This is a genomic window from Flavobacterium sp. LS1P28 (genome assembly GCF_003970335.1).
Classification (GTDB): Bacteria; Bacteroidota; Bacteroidia; order Flavobacteriales; family Flavobacteriaceae; genus Flavobacterium.
Genome location: NZ_RYDI01000007.1, coordinates 62918 through 80146 on the forward strand (window position 1 = coordinate 62918; position 17229 = coordinate 80146).

Sequence of the window (17229 nt, forward strand, 5' to 3'; positions counted from 1 at the left end):
ATGAAAACGAAATTTACTTATAAAAAAAGTTTAGAATATATTTACGCTACGGTTTCGTTGATCCTTATATTTTGTCTGTTGAGTTTCATTGATGTATTCAAAAATTTTGAATTACTGTCATTTATTTATAAAGTATTGAATGATTTTTTTACGGGAATACTCCTCGGAGTATTATTTTTCCCACTGTATTTAGGATTAGAATATATAAAAAATACTATTGGAATACTGGTTATCAGAATACTATTCTCCAGTATCGTACTCATCCAAGTTGGATTAACGGGATACAGCCTTACCACTCATATCAATCTTGGAGCAGACCTTCTAGGTTATTCATTGAGTGATATGTACACCACTGTTTCTGCATCTTTATCCTTATCCTTGCTGACATTTTTACCTTTTGTAGTTATACCTGCAATGTATTGGGGACTGAACTGGTTGTTCCATTTATTTGGACATAAAATCAACACAAAAATTTTACTTTTAGTGGTATTCTTTTTTGGAAGTTTGAATTTATTAATTGCCAATAGCAATAAAACTGCTTCTCAAAACAAATTAAATTTTTTGTTGAGTGATATTCTAAGAGCTAAAAATGACATCGCTTTAGCGTCTCAAGGCGACTTCTCTTTTAAGAAAGAATACCCATTAGAACGAGCCTCTGAAGAAACTAAAGATGTCCTGGCTTCGTTTTTTAACATTCAAAAAGAGAAACCAAATGTGGTTTTTATAATTGTTGAAGGACTTGGTAGCGATTTTACTAACAATGGCGATTATAAAGGTTTCACGCCTTACCTTGACGCCTTGGTATCAAAATCGCTTTACTGGGAGAATTTCGTGAGCAATGCAGGTCGAACATTTGGCGCACTCCCTTCATTAATAGGTTCGTTGCCGTTTGGAAAAAATGGCTTTATGGAATTGAATCCCTTACCCAAGCACAATTCACTAATCAGTATTTTGAAATCAAATGGATACACTACCAATTATTTTTGTGGTGATGACTCCAGTTTTGACAAAAAAAGTAATTTCCTGGAATACAATGGTATCGATAAAATTGTAGATATCGATAAATTTGGCCCAGGATATACAAAAACAAAGAAAAATGCAGGCGGTTTTTCCTGGGGCTATCCTGATGCGGAGATTTTTCGTAAAACATTATCTGAATTAAAAGATACTAAACAACCTCGCCTGGATATCATCATGACGCTTACCAATCACGAACCCTTTAATTTTCCTTCTAAAAAAGCGTATTTAGAAAAAGTAGAACGCATTTTAGAAACCAAATCATATTTTGAAAAAGACAAATGGAACGATTACAAAGATATTTTTGCGTGTTTGTTGTACACAGACAATGCGATACAGAATTTCATGCAAGCCTATGCTAAAAGACCCGAGTATGCAAACACCATTTTTATTATTACGGGGGATCACAGGTTAATTCCAGTTCCTCAAAAAGATAATTTATCCCGTTTTCATGTTCCTTTTTACATTTACAGCCCCATGTTGAAGAAAACGGCAACATTCAAATCTATTTCTTCCCATAGCGATGTTACGCCAAGTTTAATTTCTTTTTTGACAAATAATTATGAATTTAATCCATTAGAAAAAACGACCTGGCTTGGTCAGGGACTCGACACCGTGCGAGAATTCAGAAATATCCATAGCATTCCGCTGATGCGATACAAAGGAAGCATCAATGATTATATTTATAAGGACTATTTCTATTCTGATGGGACTGTATTTAAGATTGATGAAAATTTAAATCTTAGTGAAGCAAACAACGACATGACTGAAACGATAAGCAATTTTTTTACTGATTTCAAAAAATTAAATGCTTATTTAACTACAAAGAATAAAATCACAAAGGCTGCTACAAGCTTTAAGAAACCTGCTTATACGTTTACTGCTGAAGAATTTTTGACCATTAAAAAATTAACAAAAGGATTGAATCGTGATCAGGTTTTCTTTTTAGCCAGAGAATTAGCATTTACAAAAGAGCGTGAAAAAGCCCGATTATTATGTGATTACATCTTGAATGAACTTCCTAATTATGGCGAAGTAAGAACACTCAAAGGCCGAACGTTAGCTTGGGATGGCGATTATAAAAACGCCGAAAAAGAATTATTGGAAGTTATCAACAGAACCCCTTTTTATAGCGATGCCTATTTAGCACTGATGGATGTGTATTGGTGGTTAGGGCAAAACAATAAAGGGGTCGCAATTGGCAAGCTAGCATTGGGTAATCAAATAAATGATGCAGAATTGGGTTATAAACTGGCACAAGCATACTATAGAATTCACAATCTAAAAAATTCAAACACACTGATTGATAGCCTATTGATACTATATCCTAAAAATAAAGAATACTCTAATTTTAAAAAAAATCTGAAAAAATGATTTCAAAAATAATGCTAAAACTACTTTTTCTAGCCCTGTTTTTTGGCGGCTTTCAAATGTCCGCACAAGAAACTAAATTTGAGGGAGATCCTGATGCTTCTTTTGAAATTGCTCGCAATTTAGCTTTTAATCAACAACGCAAGCAGGCACAAGACACCTTGTTATTCATTTTGACAACATATCCTAATTACCATGATATCCGCTCTTTTTTAGCGACAACCTATTCTTGGGACGGCGACTATAAAAAAGCAAGAAAAGAATTTAATTATGTCCTCGAAAAAGACATTGAGAATAAAACTACCTGGATAGCTGCCATAAAAAATGAATTGTGGGGAGATTTGCCATTTGCCGCATTAGAAATGACAAATAATGCTTTAAAAATATTTCCAAAAGACACTGAACTATTGTATTTGAAGGCGAGCGCACAAGAAAACAGCAATAATACATTAGAAGCATTAAGCACGATTCAGCTCCTATTAGATACAAATCCGGAGGATCAGAAAGCCAAAGACTACAAGGCGAATTTAAACAATGGCTTGAGCCAAAATGCCATAGGAATAACTTCCTCCGTAGACCTTTATTCCGATGTTTTTGATCCAATGCAATACCATGCGCTAATGTACAGGCGGCAAACGAAATACGGAAGCATCATAGGAAGAGTAAATTTCAACAGGAGATTCAACGAAAATGGAGTGCAATATGAAGTAGATTTATACCCAAAAATTACAAAAGGACTATATGCCTATGTGAATTTTGGCATCGCCAGTACTTTTTTGTTTCCAGATATAAAATATGGTGCTGAATTATTTAAATCACTACCTAAAAGCTTTGAAATTTCCCTAGGATTCCGCACCTTGAAATACAATACTACCACCAATATTTATACTGGATCTCTGGGCTGGTATACCGGAAACAGTTATTTATCTTTCCGTCCTTACTTTACTCCCGGAGTAACAGGAACCAGTATATCCGGGACTTTTACCTATAGAAAATACCGAAGTGACGCTGATAATTATTTAGGAGTAGCCGTTAGTATGGGTTTCTCTCCGGAAATTAATCAGTTCGCTATTGATGAAAATGCAGCTAAATTTGTCGCCTTAGAAGCCCAAAGAATTAATCTTGGGTATTATTTTACCTCATCTAATAAGCAAAATGCCTGGGGAACACAATTAGCGGTTACACACCAAGAAATAATATTTGACCAAGGAAATTTCTTTTGGATTTATTCTCTAGTACTTTCATGGGAATTAAAATTCAAATAACCGATTCCCATTTCTAATTTAATTTTCCAAATCTTTTTTTGCTTCAAAAGAAGGATTCTTCATGTATAAAAAATCGAACTCACTGTTTCTAAAAACCAATAAAACAAATGCTGAAAAACTGCTTTTTGTTAAAAACGATTCTGCTTTTTTAAGATTATGTGTTTTGAAGCATTTTAATGCAATACATCAAAAATATTTTTTTTTGATGTATTTTATATGTAATATTATAGTGCAAAATATTAATAATCAAATACCTATTAAAAAAAATTCCACTTGACAAACATTAATTTAAGTAAATGATTGTAAATAGTATGATTCGCTTTAAACGCAGTTTAAAAGGAAAAACATCCGAGCAAATCAATATTTTTTATCAAGCACTATAACTTGATAAATATTCAGCTGGTTTAATTCTTCATTTCAGAAGCTTTTACAGATGCCTAAATTTTTATCATTATCCAATTTGTTATTGAGTAAAGTCGAATAAATAGTATAAACGATATTCAGGATTAATTTAAATGTATAGATTTGCAGTAGGATTTTTAATCAATAAGTGTAATTTTTTTCAGGACGAGACACGGCTATGTAAGAAAAGAACTTTTAATACAATTAGTTCTCATGATTCATCCGCCCAAACGCTGCGATGAAATAGACGGAATTGCTTGTGAAATATTAAACGGAGCGCCAGATTTTTGTTCTGTACCATTTATTGTAAAGTCCGGCATACAATTTTTTGTGGAAACTAAGGTATCACAGAGTGTTTGGCATGGTAAACGGATCATTTTCAGAGTCAGCTAAAGATATATCTCAAATGAAACTATCAGAAAAAAAATTTTTAAAAAAATTTTATCTCAATCCATCTGCTTGTAGTTTAAGCGATTTGGTTACAGGAGAATATATTGAAGTGAATGACGCATTTTGCAATTTGCTCGGATTTGATAAAAATGAAGTCATAGGTAAAGCACCTGTGGAATTTGGTATTTTAACACTTGAAAGTCTAAATACCCTATACCTGAAGATAGATACCAATCAAAAAATATCTAACCTGGAAGCAAATCTGATAGCGAAGAATGGAGATGTGAAGCATGTGCTGTTATCGGCAGATAATGTATATATCCGGAATAAAAAATGCCGTTTTACTGTTGTCCATGACATTACCAATCACATACAGGCCAAGCAGGCGCTGGAAGTAAGCGAAGGAAAATACAAAACCTTGCTAAATGCATCTCCCGATGGTATTTTATTAATCAATATGAAAGGAGTCATTACTGAGGTTTCTGAAATCGGGCTTGAATTATTTGGCACCGATACCAAAGATGATTTGGTAGGCAAAAAAATTTTCCGATTCATTCCATTTGATGAAAAAAATACGATAAGAAAAATCATTGAAAAGACAATGAATGAAGGACTATCACAAAATATTGAATTAAAAATTAGAAAGCTAAATCAATCGTTATTTGCCGGTGAAACGAGTGTCACTTTAATACAGGACCCGGATGGGGTGTCCTTATCATTCATGATCATCATCCGTGATATTTCACAACGTAAGAAGATAGAGGCAAAACAACTTCATGCCGACCGGATGGCCAACCTTGGAGAAATGGCCACAGGTATTGCACATGAGATCAACCAGCCATTAAATATCATTTCTATGGTAATGGATAAGATTTTATTTGAGTCTGCCAAAACCGAAACTATCAACATTGAATTCCTTGAAAATAAATCAAGCAAAATTTTTGAAAATATAATCCGGATCAGGAACATTATAGATCATATCAGGGCATTTTCAAGAAACGACAGCGATTACATATTGACAGCTTTCGATATTAATTCAAGCATCGAAAATGCCGTTACTATATCAATAGAACAGTTGAAACACCTTGGAATCAACCTGAACCTCCAACTTGATAAACAAATTCCTCATATAGTTGGCAATACCTACAAATTTGAGCAGGTTATTATTAATCTGCTGGCCAATGCCAAAGATGCAATAGAAGAAAAGCAAAGCATACAGGAAGATTATTTTGAAACACTCATTGGGATCAGAACGTATCAGCAGAATCAATTTCTAATCGTAGAAGTTACAGATAATGGTATTGGCATTGGAAATGACGATATCAATAATATTTTACTTCCTTTTTATACTACAAAAGATGAAGGAAAGGGAACCGGAGTTGGATTATCAATCTGTTATCAGATAATCAAGGAAATGAACGGAACCATAGACATAACGAGCGATCATTTTTATGGAACGAAAATAAAACTAGTTTTGGATACTCAAAAGAAAAAGTAAAAATGGAAAAAAAAGAGAAAATAAAAATCTTGATCATTGATGATGAGAAGCAATTCACAGAAGAATTGATTGGTTTTTTTCTGGATTCAGACTTTGAATTTTATGAGGCCAACACAGCCGCAGAAGGGAAAAAAGTATTAAAAAATAATAAAATTGATCTTTTAATCCTTGACGTGCGGTTGCCTGGTGTGAATGGCCTTGATATTCTGAAAGAGGTAAAAATCCAATACGCTGAGATGGAAGTCATCGTCATTTCGGCTCATGGCGATATGGATACGGTGATCAAAGCCATGCGATTTGGGGCATTCGATTATTTGCGCAAACCTTTCCGGTTTATTGACATTCAGATTGCGATTGAGCGTACCCGAAAATATCTTCAGATGCAACGAAGGCTGAAGCAGATGGAAGAAAAGAACTCATTAATATCCAAAACCCTCGAAGATAAAATCAACCGACAGTTTATCGGAGTCAGCCCACAGATTTTGAATGTATTTGAACAAGCCATCATCGCCGCAAATTATCCCGATGCTAATGTGCTGATAACCGGCGAAAGTGGAACCGGAAAAGAAAATATTGCCAGAATCATACATTATTCGAGCGAAAAGAAGGATCCTGTTTTTTGTGCCGTTAATAGTAGTGCCATTACAGAATCACTTTTGGAAAGCGAATTTTTTGGCCATAAAAAGGGATCGTTTACCGGTGCCATCTCCGATAAAATGGGTTACTTTGAAGTGTGTAACGGCGGTACCCTATTTCTTGACGAAATCGCAGATATGCCATTAAATCTACAGGCGAAAATTCTGCGTGCCACGGAAGAAAAGGTAATCACCCGGGTGGGGGATACAAACCCGATACATACTGACTTCCGGATTATTTCTGCCACCAATCATGATATTTATAAAAAAGTGGAGCAAAAAAAATTCAGGCTCGATCTGCTTCACCGGCTCAATACACTGCATATACATATTCCGCCCCTTAGGGAAAGGCCAGAAGATATCAAACCTCTGTTGATCCATTATGTTGATGACTATGCAACGAAATTTAAAAAACCAAACATTCATATCTCCAAAGAGGTTTTTGATGCGCTCCTAAAATATGATTTTCCTGGAAATGTCAGAGAATTGAGAAATATGACCGAAAGGGCCCTCATTCTTTGCAAAGGCAACCTGCTCGGGATAAATGACTTCCCTGTAAAATCGCAAAAAATATCCTCATCGGAAGCTCATTCTGATTCAGTCAATCTGAGAACCCACGAAATTAAAATGGTACGTAAAGCTCTACAAAATTGTAAATGCAATCAGACGGCTGCAGCTGATATGCTGGGAATTACCCGCGATGCTCTCTTGCGAAAAATGAAAAAGTACAATATATCTGTTAATAAAAACGAAGAGTAAAAAACGATAACCAACAATACTTCTGATATAAAAAGTATCGTTCTATTCAGGAGATCTCAGATCAGGTCTGGGAAGGGTCAATGTTATTATCAGATTCGGGAAGGACGGTCGGATTAGGAATGCTCCTTGACTCAGGAAGTCTCGGACTTACAAATTTACCTATCCGTTTTGTAAGTTGAATTCGTTAACCTTTTTGTGGATAATGTAACTGACGAAGTTAATTGCACTTAACCATTTGTTGAGAGCCTGCCTACCAAATGAAGTTCTCCCATTTCCGCACATGTGTGCGATAATTTCAATTATTATCCATTTTTACTAATCTTTTCGTAAAAAATATATTAATATAATTTATTTTTTTTATAAAAAATCACAATTAATTAATGATATTGAAATAATGTCTTGTTTGTTTTTAACTCAACCCCAGTCTTTACTGAAGGTTTGACATTATAATATGCAACAATATATCGTTCCTATTACTTATATAAACACCTATATACCTTAATTACAGCATACTGTACTGTATAATACAATGCAATATTCCTGTTTACTTACTTTTCGGCACACTACTTGTAATACGCTCAGAACAAGAGGTAAGCCGTCTCTCTAATTTGTAAAGCACGGTTTTATTAATAACTTAATTTAATAAAAAATGGCAGTAGAAAAAACAATTGGATCATCTAGCCTCGTAGAGGTTATTGATCGTATCTTGGACAAGGGTGTTGTAGTTGATGCCTGGGTAAGAGTTTCGTTGGTAGGTATTGAGTTACTTGCTATTGAAGCAAGAATCGTTGTTGCCTCAGTTGAAACATACTTAAAGTATGCAGAAGCAATTGGATTAACTGCTAAAGCCGCTTAGGCATTTGTAGTTAAAAAATAGGTGTTCTTGCTAAATCATCCTTACGGATTAATGCTCGGAAGCATGATTTACCAAGAATTTCTATTTCAAACTCATCAATCCCTATTTTTCATCAACCTATTCAACCACAATGAATACTCAACCTGAATTAAATATAGATGGTTTTTTCGACAATATTATAACATCTTATGAAAGCCGGATTCAAAAAATTCAAACTGTCTTTCAATCATCCGAAAATATTACAGAATCATCTTATTCCTTGTTCGGGAATGTCAATAATTCTCTAAACGAACTTACAAAGGAAATAGAGATATTAAATTCCAGACTTAGCGAAACTCTGGCAAAAAATGGCTCCCTGCGAAAAAAAGATTACAATACAATAATGTCGTGTATTTTTGATATAATCGATGAAAAGAGAAGCGAAGCCGAAAGCCAGTTTTTGAATTTTGTTGAAACCCAGAAAGAAACTGCCCAATCGCTTAAGAATGGTCTGTTAGGTCTTAAAGACATTACCTCACCAGATGCGCTGGAAAGAATAAGCATCATCAAAGAGCAGCTTTCTCAAATCCCCAAACTACAGGAAATGAGAAAGGAAAAGGTAATGAAAACATTCTTGAATTTTCAGAAAATACATAACAGTATGATAGAATGCCTTGAAAACTTACTTAAAAAAGGCGATAATATTCTGGTAAAGGATATAAAAAAAGTTAAAGATCAAATAATTAAAGAGAATCAAGGCCTTATGTCAAGTATCCAATAGGGTAAATAACCATAGGGAATTAAATATTCATTAATAATTAAAAAATAAAAAATGAGACTATCATCAGAAATGAAAAATTTAAGCGAAGACATACTTGCTTCATTCAAAAAAAGAAACAAGGAAAATGAAGAGCTTGTAATTGAAGTACAAAAAACCCTTGATGGATTTCAAAAGGATCATCAAGAGATGTCAGTGGCTTTAAATGCCAATGCTGTAGCTTTAAGAGTAAAACTTGAAAAGGACGAACAAAAACGGTTAAAAGATTCAGATATTTCCTTGAAAAAAATTAGTAAAGAAAATAAGAATATGGCAACAGCTCTAAGAGCAGGGTTAAATGAGGGTGAAAAAAATAGAATGAAAGAATTTGTTGCTCTTATGAAAAGTATCAACAATAAGATTTCAGAGATTTTTACTTACACGGATAATTTGCTTGAAACTAACGAAACAGAAAGGCTCAAGGAATTTGCTAGTCTTATGAAAAACATAAATACAGAAGTTTCAGATATTTTTACATATACCCATAGTTTGCTTGAGAAAAGCGAAACGGACAGGCTTGAAGAATTTTCCATCCTTATGAAAGGTATAAATGGAGAGATTTTAAGGATTTTCACATATACTCATAATTTGCTTTCTAACGGCGAAATAACCAGGCTTAAGGAATTTGATTTAGTAATGAAAGGGATCCAAAATGATGTAAAAAACCTTAAAAAAGCAATTAAAGCGCTACTTGGTGATTATGCGAAAGACAGAGGTGATGCATCAGCATCATGGAAAAAAATGTCGGAAATTCTTACTCAATTACGAAATAAAGTTGTTGCTCAGCCTAAGGAAGTAGCTAAAAAAATTGAAAAAAAAGAAGTTAAAATAGAAACTCCAGTTAAAGAAGTAAAGGTAATTCAGGTTGAAGTTCAGCAAAAAGTGGAAACCAAAGCAGTAATCCCAATAACTTTGGAAGAGAAAGTAACGGATTATATCAACAACCATCCACAAGGTGTAAGAATTTCAGAAATGGAAGAGCCACTGGGAGAAACACGCATGAAGCTTGGGTTTGTAGCTAAAAATTTATTAGATGAGGGGAAAGTTCAAAAAGTTGAAAATATTTACTTCCCGATAAAATAATATCCTGTACTGAGCAAGAGTTGTGGGGCATTTTCTTCAACTCAGCATTTTTAATTTATAATTGATATAAAAACCATGTCAAAAACAATCAGTTGCACATTTTGTAATGGTCTTGGAAAGGATCCTTATGATTTACTCTCACCAATGTCGGGTTGTCAGGTTTGTAAAGGAACTGGACAGGTTGAAGTGGAGAATCCTGCAATAGCCTGTGTTTTTTGTTCGGGTACAGGTAAAAATCCGCTGGGAGCCAGAGTCCCTTGTATTGTATGTGGTGGAAAGGGAAGTAATTATTGCCAAAGCAATACAAAATGTTCGCAATGTAAGGGTACAGGAAAATCAAATGACGGCTTGCCTTGTACACGTTGTAAAGGCAAAGGATATGAAGGTAATTAATAATGAACAATACCAGCAACACAATAAGGAAAGGTCTTACGAAAAGATTAGAGGCCATGGCTAAGCATTATACCCGCAAGGAAGAATTTGTAAAAACAAGGGCAAGAATGATACAAGACATTGAAGAGGCGAGGAACATTTGGAAATTGACTCTGGAACAATTACCTAAACAGGAGTTTTAATCAAATAATAAAGGTGAAAATTATGGAGAATAAAATAATGAACAATGAAACTAACACGGTCCTTGAACCTAAGCCCATGTCGGATTTTGTTGAGACAGCGTACATTAAAGATATTACAGAGCGTAGTCTTACCTACATAAAAGCAGGATTTCCAGTACATTTTAGAGGCCCATCTGGAACTGGAAAAACAACTGTGGCTATGCATTTAGCAAGTAAAATTGGAAGACCAGTAGTCATTATTCATGGCGATGCGGAGTATAAAACATCCGATCTGGTTGGTAGCGAGTCTGGATATAGATTTAAAAAATTAGACGATAGATTTATACATAGTGTTCACAAAGTTGAGGAAGACATGGAAAAAAAATGGGTGAATAATCGTTTAACAATAGCAGTTAAAAATGGTTTCACACTTATTTATGATGAATTTACCCGCTCACGTGCCGAAGCAAATAATATATTACTGCCCATCCTTCAGGAAAAAATGATGAGCACCTCGGCAGGAAAAGAAGAGGATTATTATATGAAAGTACATCCAGAATTTCGTGCCATCTTTACTTCAAATCCTGAAGAATATGCGGGTGTTAACCGGACTCAGGACGCATTGCGCGACAGGATGGTAACCATGGATCTCGATCATTTTGATTACGAAACTGAGTTACAGATTACCAGGGCTAAATCAAACCTTACATTGGACGATGCTGAAAAAATCATAAAGATTGTGAGAGGCTTACGCGAATCTGGGAAAACAGAATTTGACCCAACCGTTCGTGGCTCTATTATGATTGCAAAAACTTTGGCAACCATAAATGCAACTCCTTCTAAAAACAACGAAATGTTTAGATTAATATGTCAGGATATACTTACTTCTGAAACCAGCAGGGTTGGCTCAAAAACCAATCAGGAAAAGGTTAGATTAATTGTTAATGAACTGATCGAAAAAAATTGCTAATTACCCATCAACTAATATAATATATTATGCCAACTTCAAATGCAGTAAAAGGGATTGGAAGTATCAAAACAATGTACAATACAAAAAAATCAGCCATTTCAAATAATGAAGGTTCTGATTTTTTAAAAATGTATATGCTTGAAAAGGAAAGAACTCGTTTGCGAAGCGAAGAAATATTGATTTCGCGAAGACTTAATATCATTCAAATTAGGCTAAACGAAATTCAAGAGTTTTATAATGGACAATCTATACTGCTCCAAAATCCAGATAGGACAGAAAGCTATCAAACAAACAAAGATGAGGAGAAACCGAATTTTAAAACCATGTCGATAGACTATTAAAAACAATACGCTTATTATGTCACAAACACAACCCACCCATTCAATTAATGCGACTGGCCTTGCTGATATTCTTGAAAGAGTACTCGATAAAGGGATTGTAATAGCAGGTGATATTAAGATACAAATAGCTGATATTGATTTACTTACTATAAAAATCAGACTACTGGTTTGTTCAGTTGACAAGGCCATGGAGATGGGTATCAACTGGTGGCAGGAAGATACTTACCTGTCCACTAAAGCTAGAGAAAAAGAGCTGATGCAACAACATGAAACTTTAGAGGCTCGTCTGGAAAAGCTTGAAGCTATTAGTAAACCATTATAATTTACAGAACCTAATAAATTATCAATAAAATGGAAAACGATAAAAATAAAGGAAAAAGAGACGAAGCTGATTTTGAAATTTTCGGGCTTGGCGGTTTGTTCAAAGGCATCGAAAAATTGGTTGACCTTGCGGGAAAGCTCGAAGAAAAGGCCGGAATAAGTAAGGAAGGGGAGATCAATTTTGATCATATCAAAAAAGGCATGAAAGGCGTTTATGGCTTTACCATCAACACGGCAGGTGGTGGTACCCCAAAAGTGGAAACTTTCGGGAACATAAAAAAAACACCCGAAGGGCCTAAAGTAGATGAAGAGCGGGAACCGATAACAGACATCTTTGATGAAGAGAATGAAATTGTTGTCATTGCCGAAATGCCTGGAATAGAGGAAAATGACCTTATAATCGACTTGAAGGAAGACATTCTTGAAATTTCTGCGATCAGCAAAAGCCGAACATACCGAAAAGAATTACTGCTTCCGGTAAAAGTCATTAAAGAAAATTTAAATCACAAATTCATCAACGGTATCCTTGAAATCAATATTAAAAAATAAAATCATGGCACTTGAGTGCTTAGAAAACAAGGACTTAAAACTCATTATTTTCGGAGGAAAAGGTGGTGTTGGAAAAAGTGTTTGTGCCATAGCTACTGCCCTGGCATTATCTAAAAATTTTAAAACGCTACTTATATCTACCGATCCGGCTCATTCCGTATCGGATTGTCTCGAACAAGAAATTGGTTTTAAAGTAGTAAATGTTGACGGTACAGCTAACATGTCGGCCCTTGAAGTAGATGCCGACAAAGCACTTTCCAATTTTAAAACAGAACACCGGAATGAGCTGAAAAAACTTTTTGATACCTCTACAAATCTTGACAGCGAGGACATCGATGAAATGCTGGACTTATCAATACCCGGCATTGATGAGATGATGAGTTTTAAAACCATCATTGATTTTATTGAAGAAGGTGGATACGATAAATATGTGGTGGATACAGCACCCACCGGGCATGCATTGCGATTGATTTCATCTCCAAAGTTATTGGATGATTGGATAAAAGTTGCAGCCAGAATGAGATGGAAATACCGCTATATGGTTACCAGTTTTTCGGGGTCCTATCAACAGGATGAGGTGGACGCATTGTTATTCAGCCTGAAAAAAATAGTAAAAAGAATCCAAAACCTGTTGCGGGATAAAACCAAATGTGAATTTATTCCTGTATGTATCCCCGAAGCGATGGCTACCATGGAAACAGACAGACTGCTTGCTGATCTTAGCGCATCCGGAATAATTGCGAGGCAGATTATCGTGAACAATGTAATGGTTTCGGATGATGGTGATTTTTGCAAAAGAGTAAAGGCTAATCAATTACCTTATTTACAAGAGATTAAAAAAACGTTTAGCAATTTAAATATAGTTCAAGTGCCAAAATTTGCTGAAGAAATTAAAGGACTGGAAGCGTTGGATAAATTGAGACAAGTATTGACAAGTTAATAAAGCGGTTGAAGAGTTTATGAAATGTCCCTTTGAAAATTTTGAAGTTTGGAAAACGCCAATGAAACTGGTAAATATCGAGCAAATAAACTTATAAATCAATAAACCTATCAACAAATAAATAACCCAACATATTAACTTTTTCACCAACCTTTTATCAACGAAAATGAAAGACGAAATAATATTACGTGTAAAAGAAGCCCCGGTAAAGGATGTTGGAAGGGCAATTGCTAGGATTGACCCAAAAGACATGAAGTTGATGGGTTTGGAAAGTGGCGATGTGATTGTTATAGAAGGCAAACGTGCCACGCCTGTTAAGATTATGCCTTGTTTTCCAGAAGACAGGGACAAACGTATTATTCAGATTGATGGCATTACCAGAGAAAATGCTCAGGCTGGGATTGATGAAAAAGTGAAGATCATTAAAACTACCTGCCGCCAGGCTTCAAAAATAAAACTCAAACCTGATACAAACTCTGGTTCTTTATTTAAGGCCGATGACGCAAAATATATTGGTTCGCTCATCAATGGTCTTTCGGTAACAAAAGGAGATAAAGTGAGAGCCACCCTTTTTGGTTCCCGTGCGGTTAATTATACCGTAACCGGTACCAACCCTGATGGGGTGGTACTGATACACCCAAATACCACGTTTCAGCTTGAATTGACCAAGCAAGAAGGGGAAAATAAAAGTAAGGTTTCGTACGAAGACATCGGCGGACTTGGAAATCAGGTACAGCGCATTCGGGAGATGATAGAACTGCCCTTGAAGTATCCTGAAATTTTTGAACGTCTTGGTGTTCAGGCTCCCAAAGGTGTATTCCTGTATGGCCCACCTGGAACAGGGAAAACGCTCATCGTTAGAGCGGTGGCTCATGAAACAGATGCTTATTTTATCAACATCTCCGGTCCGGAGATCATGGGGAAATTTTATGGGGAAAGTGAAGGCCGGATAAGGAAAATTTTTGAAGAGGCTCAGGCACATGCACCATCCATCATTTTTATTGATGAAATTGATGCTATTGCGCCCAAGCGGGAAGATATGGGTGGCGAAAAACAGGTTGAAAAGCGTGTTGTAGCCCAACTATTATCACTTATGGACGGATTGGAATCAAGGGGGAAGGTCATTGTAATTGGCGCAACCAACATTCCTAATTCCATTGATCCGGCATTGAGAAGGCCGGGACGTTTTGATCGCGAAATTTCTATCTCTATTCCCGATAAAATAGGCAGGCTGGAAATTCTTCACATCCATACTAGGGGAATTCCTTTGTCGCTGGATGTAGATATGGAAAAACTAGCAGAAATTACCCATGGTTTTGTGGGTGCTGATTTGGAAGCTTTAGCCAGGGAAGCCGCCATGACTGCTTTGCGGAAAATACTCCCACAAATCGATTTCGAGATGGCCGAAATCCCTTACGAACTTTTGATGTCGCTCGAAGTAACCATGGATAACTTTTTTGACGCAATGAAAGAAGTAGAGCCTTCGGCCATAAGGGAGGTTTTTGTGGAGGTACCCAATGTGAAATGGGATGATGTTGGCGGCCTCGATGAAATAAAAGAGGCTTTAAAGGAAACCGTAGAGTGGCCACTGATATATGACGACCTGTTTAAAAAAGCCGATACCAAACCTCCCAAGGGAATTATCCTTCACGGGAAACCTGGCACAGGTAAAACCTACCTGGCAAAAGCGCTGGCAAGCGAGAGCGGAGTTAATTTTATCTCTGTAAAAGGGCCACAAATTTTAAGCCGCTACATCGGTGAATCGGAAAAAGGGGTAAGAGAATTATTCAGGATGGCAAAACAGGCATCGCCTTGTATCTTGTTTCTGGATGAAATAGATAGCCTAACCCCCAGACGCAGTAGTGACGGTTCAGGTTCCGGGGTAATCGAAAGAGTGATTGGCCAGTTCCTTACCGAAATGGATGGTATTGAAGACCTGAAAGGAGTGATTGTGCTGGCCGCTACCAACAGAATCGATTTAATTGATCCAGCTTTGCTAAGAAGTGGCCGGTTCGATCTGATATTTGAATTGCCGTTCCCAGATGTAAAAACAAGGGAAAAAATATTCGGTATTCATACCCGGAATAAACCACTTGGAAAAAAAGTAAGCCTAAATAAACTGGCCCTGAAAACAGAAAGCCTCACCGGATCAGATATCGAATTTATTTGTCGTAAAGCGGCCATGCTTGCTATTCGAGAATTGATTGATAAAAGCAAAGGAAAATCGAAGGAAGTTACCGGAGAAATCATCATCATGGAGAATCATTTCGAAGAAGCGATCGGGCTGGTATTACAACAAAATTCAACGAAAAAAGGTTGATAGAAAGGTTGATAAGTTAAGGCGTTTATGAAATATTCATTTGAAAATATGGAAGTTTGGCAAACGTCAAGGAAACTAGTTAATATCAACCAATAAACCGATCAACCAATAAACTAATAAAATGACAACAAAAGGAATATACATCTATGGAATAGTGCCGAATTTTTACAGTACGGATATATTTAAATCATTTGAAAATTCAGGGATTTATGCCATCCCCTTCCAAAATATATCTGCCATTGTTTCCGACAGGGAGAGTGCACACATTGATTATTTAGACAGGGAAAGTTTGGGATACTTGCTGGTTCATCATCAAAAAACCATAGAAGAACTCATGGAGAAAGGATTCAACATGCTTATCCCTATGCGGCTCGGTACGATTGTAAACTCAAAGGAAGAGGTTATTAAAATACTTGCAAATGGCCATGATTTAGTTATTGATACCCTAAATAAAATTGAAACCCTGACAGAAATTGACTTAGTGGTTACTTGGGCTGATTTTTCTAATACCCTCATAGAGATTGGAAACCACCCCGAGATCATCGCAATAAGAGATGATATTCTAAAAAAGACAGATACGCTTTCACAAATCGACCAGATAAAAATAGGGATGCTAGTTCAGGAAAAAGTAAAAGAAAAAAACACAAAGGTTGAAACGAATATTTTGGATTCGCTGTCATCAATCAGTCTCGATATAAAATCACATGAGGTGATGAATGACGAAATGGTGGCCAACTCTGCTTTTCTCATTAACAGGAATAAAAAAGAAAAATTTGAACAGATAATTGACCAACTTGATGAAGAATACAAAGGCTTGTTGAACTTCAAATTGGTTGGACCCTTGCCCTGCTATAGTTTTTATACTATTGAAGTTAAAGAATTAGATCAGGAGAATGTGGCACAGGCAAAAATAGAACTTGGCTTAACAATAGAAACTTCTGACTCTGAAATAAAAAGGGCATATCAGGAAAAAGCAAAAGAATTTCATCCCGATGCAAATCAGAATAATCATAATAAGGAAAATTTCAATAGGATTAATAAAGCCTATCATACATTGCTCGAATATTCAGAAGCGGAAAGGCAATCTTCAAAAGAGAGTTTAACCTTTAAGGGAAAACAAAAAGTGAATGAAAATTTGATTTTGATAAAAATAAAGGAATAA

General features: G+C 35.8%; 16 protein-coding genes. All 16 read left to right on the top strand.

Annotation, left to right across the window (positions count from 1 at the left end; all coding sequences use genetic code 11):
* The 16 genes from EKL97_RS07530 to EKL97_RS07600 all read left to right on the top strand — a co-directional run bounded on the left by EKL97_RS07530 (position 1) and on the right by EKL97_RS07600 (position 17229).
* Positions 1-2391 (top strand): LTA synthase family protein, encoded by a 2391-nt coding sequence (locus EKL97_RS07530; protein ID WP_126568581.1) that lies wholly within the window; start codon positions 1-3, stop codon positions 2389-2391.
* Positions 2388-3653: a YaiO family outer membrane beta-barrel protein gene (locus EKL97_RS07535; RefSeq protein WP_126462303.1), complete on the top strand. Its 1266-nt coding sequence runs from the start codon at positions 2388-2390 to the stop codon at positions 3651-3653. The genes EKL97_RS07530 and EKL97_RS07535 overlap by 4 nt, the downstream gene beginning before the upstream one ends.
* Positions 3654-4461: 808 nt before the next feature.
* Entirely contained in the window at positions 4462-5943 is a 1482-nt protein-coding gene (locus tag EKL97_RS07540; RefSeq protein WP_158614920.1) for a PAS domain S-box protein, read from the top strand.
* A gap of 2 nt (positions 5944-5945) precedes the next feature.
* Positions 5946-7337, top strand: a complete 1392-nt coding sequence (locus tag EKL97_RS07545; protein WP_126462309.1) for a sigma-54-dependent transcriptional regulator — start codon at positions 5946-5948, stop codon at positions 7335-7337.
* Positions 7338-7986: 649 nt separating this feature from the next.
* The gene (gene gvpA, locus EKL97_RS07550; RefSeq protein WP_126462316.1) at positions 7987-8193 is read left to right on the top strand and encodes a gas vesicle structural protein GvpA; all 207 of its coding nucleotides are present in this window, start codon (positions 7987-7989) and stop codon (positions 8191-8193) included.
* Positions 8194-8323: 130 nt separating this feature from the next.
* Positions 8324-8953 carry a hypothetical protein gene (locus EKL97_RS07555; protein WP_126462319.1) on the top strand — a complete coding sequence of 210 codons (630 nt, stop codon included), beginning with the start codon at positions 8324-8326 and terminating at the stop codon, positions 8951-8953.
* 51 nt (positions 8954-9004) lie between these two features.
* Entirely contained in the window at positions 9005-10072 is a 1068-nt protein-coding gene (locus EKL97_RS07560) for a hypothetical protein (protein ID WP_126568582.1), read from the top strand.
* Positions 10073-10147: 75 nt separating this feature from the next.
* The gene (locus tag EKL97_RS15565) at positions 10148-10465 is read left to right on the top strand and encodes a hypothetical protein (protein WP_158614853.1); all 318 of its coding nucleotides are present in this window, start codon (positions 10148-10150) and stop codon (positions 10463-10465) included.
* A 56-nt stretch (positions 10466-10521) separates the two neighbouring features.
* On the top strand, positions 10522-10647 hold the full coding sequence (locus tag EKL97_RS15980) for a hypothetical protein (RefSeq protein WP_255416334.1): 126 nt from the start codon (positions 10522-10524) through the stop codon (positions 10645-10647).
* 22 nt (positions 10648-10669) lie between these two features.
* Complete coding sequence (gvpN, locus tag EKL97_RS07570) at positions 10670-11596, top strand: gas vesicle protein GvpN (RefSeq protein ID WP_233579299.1); 927 nt, start codon at positions 10670-10672, stop codon at positions 11594-11596.
* A 26-nt stretch (positions 11597-11622) separates the two neighbouring features.
* Positions 11623-11937 (top strand): hypothetical protein, encoded by a 315-nt coding sequence (locus EKL97_RS07575; RefSeq protein ID WP_126462325.1) that lies wholly within the window; start codon positions 11623-11625, stop codon positions 11935-11937.
* Between the two features lie 16 nt (positions 11938-11953).
* Positions 11954-12259, top strand: a complete 306-nt coding sequence (locus EKL97_RS07580) for a gas vesicle protein (RefSeq protein ID WP_126462327.1) — start codon at positions 11954-11956, stop codon at positions 12257-12259.
* A 29-nt stretch (positions 12260-12288) separates the two neighbouring features.
* Positions 12289-12807, top strand: a complete 519-nt coding sequence (locus EKL97_RS07585) for an Hsp20/alpha crystallin family protein (RefSeq protein ID WP_126568583.1) — start codon at positions 12289-12291, stop codon at positions 12805-12807.
* Positions 12808-12811: 4 nt separating this feature from the next.
* Complete coding sequence (locus tag EKL97_RS07590; protein WP_126462333.1) at positions 12812-13747, top strand: ArsA family ATPase; 936 nt, start codon at positions 12812-12814, stop codon at positions 13745-13747.
* Between the two features lie 166 nt (positions 13748-13913).
* A complete protein-coding gene (locus EKL97_RS07595) occupies positions 13914-16067 on the top strand; it encodes a CDC48 family AAA ATPase (RefSeq protein ID WP_126561993.1) in 2154 nt (717 codons plus the stop codon).
* A 121-nt stretch (positions 16068-16188) separates the two neighbouring features.
* A complete protein-coding gene (locus EKL97_RS07600; RefSeq protein ID WP_126568584.1) occupies positions 16189-17229 on the top strand; it encodes a GvpL/GvpF family gas vesicle protein in 1041 nt (346 codons plus the stop codon).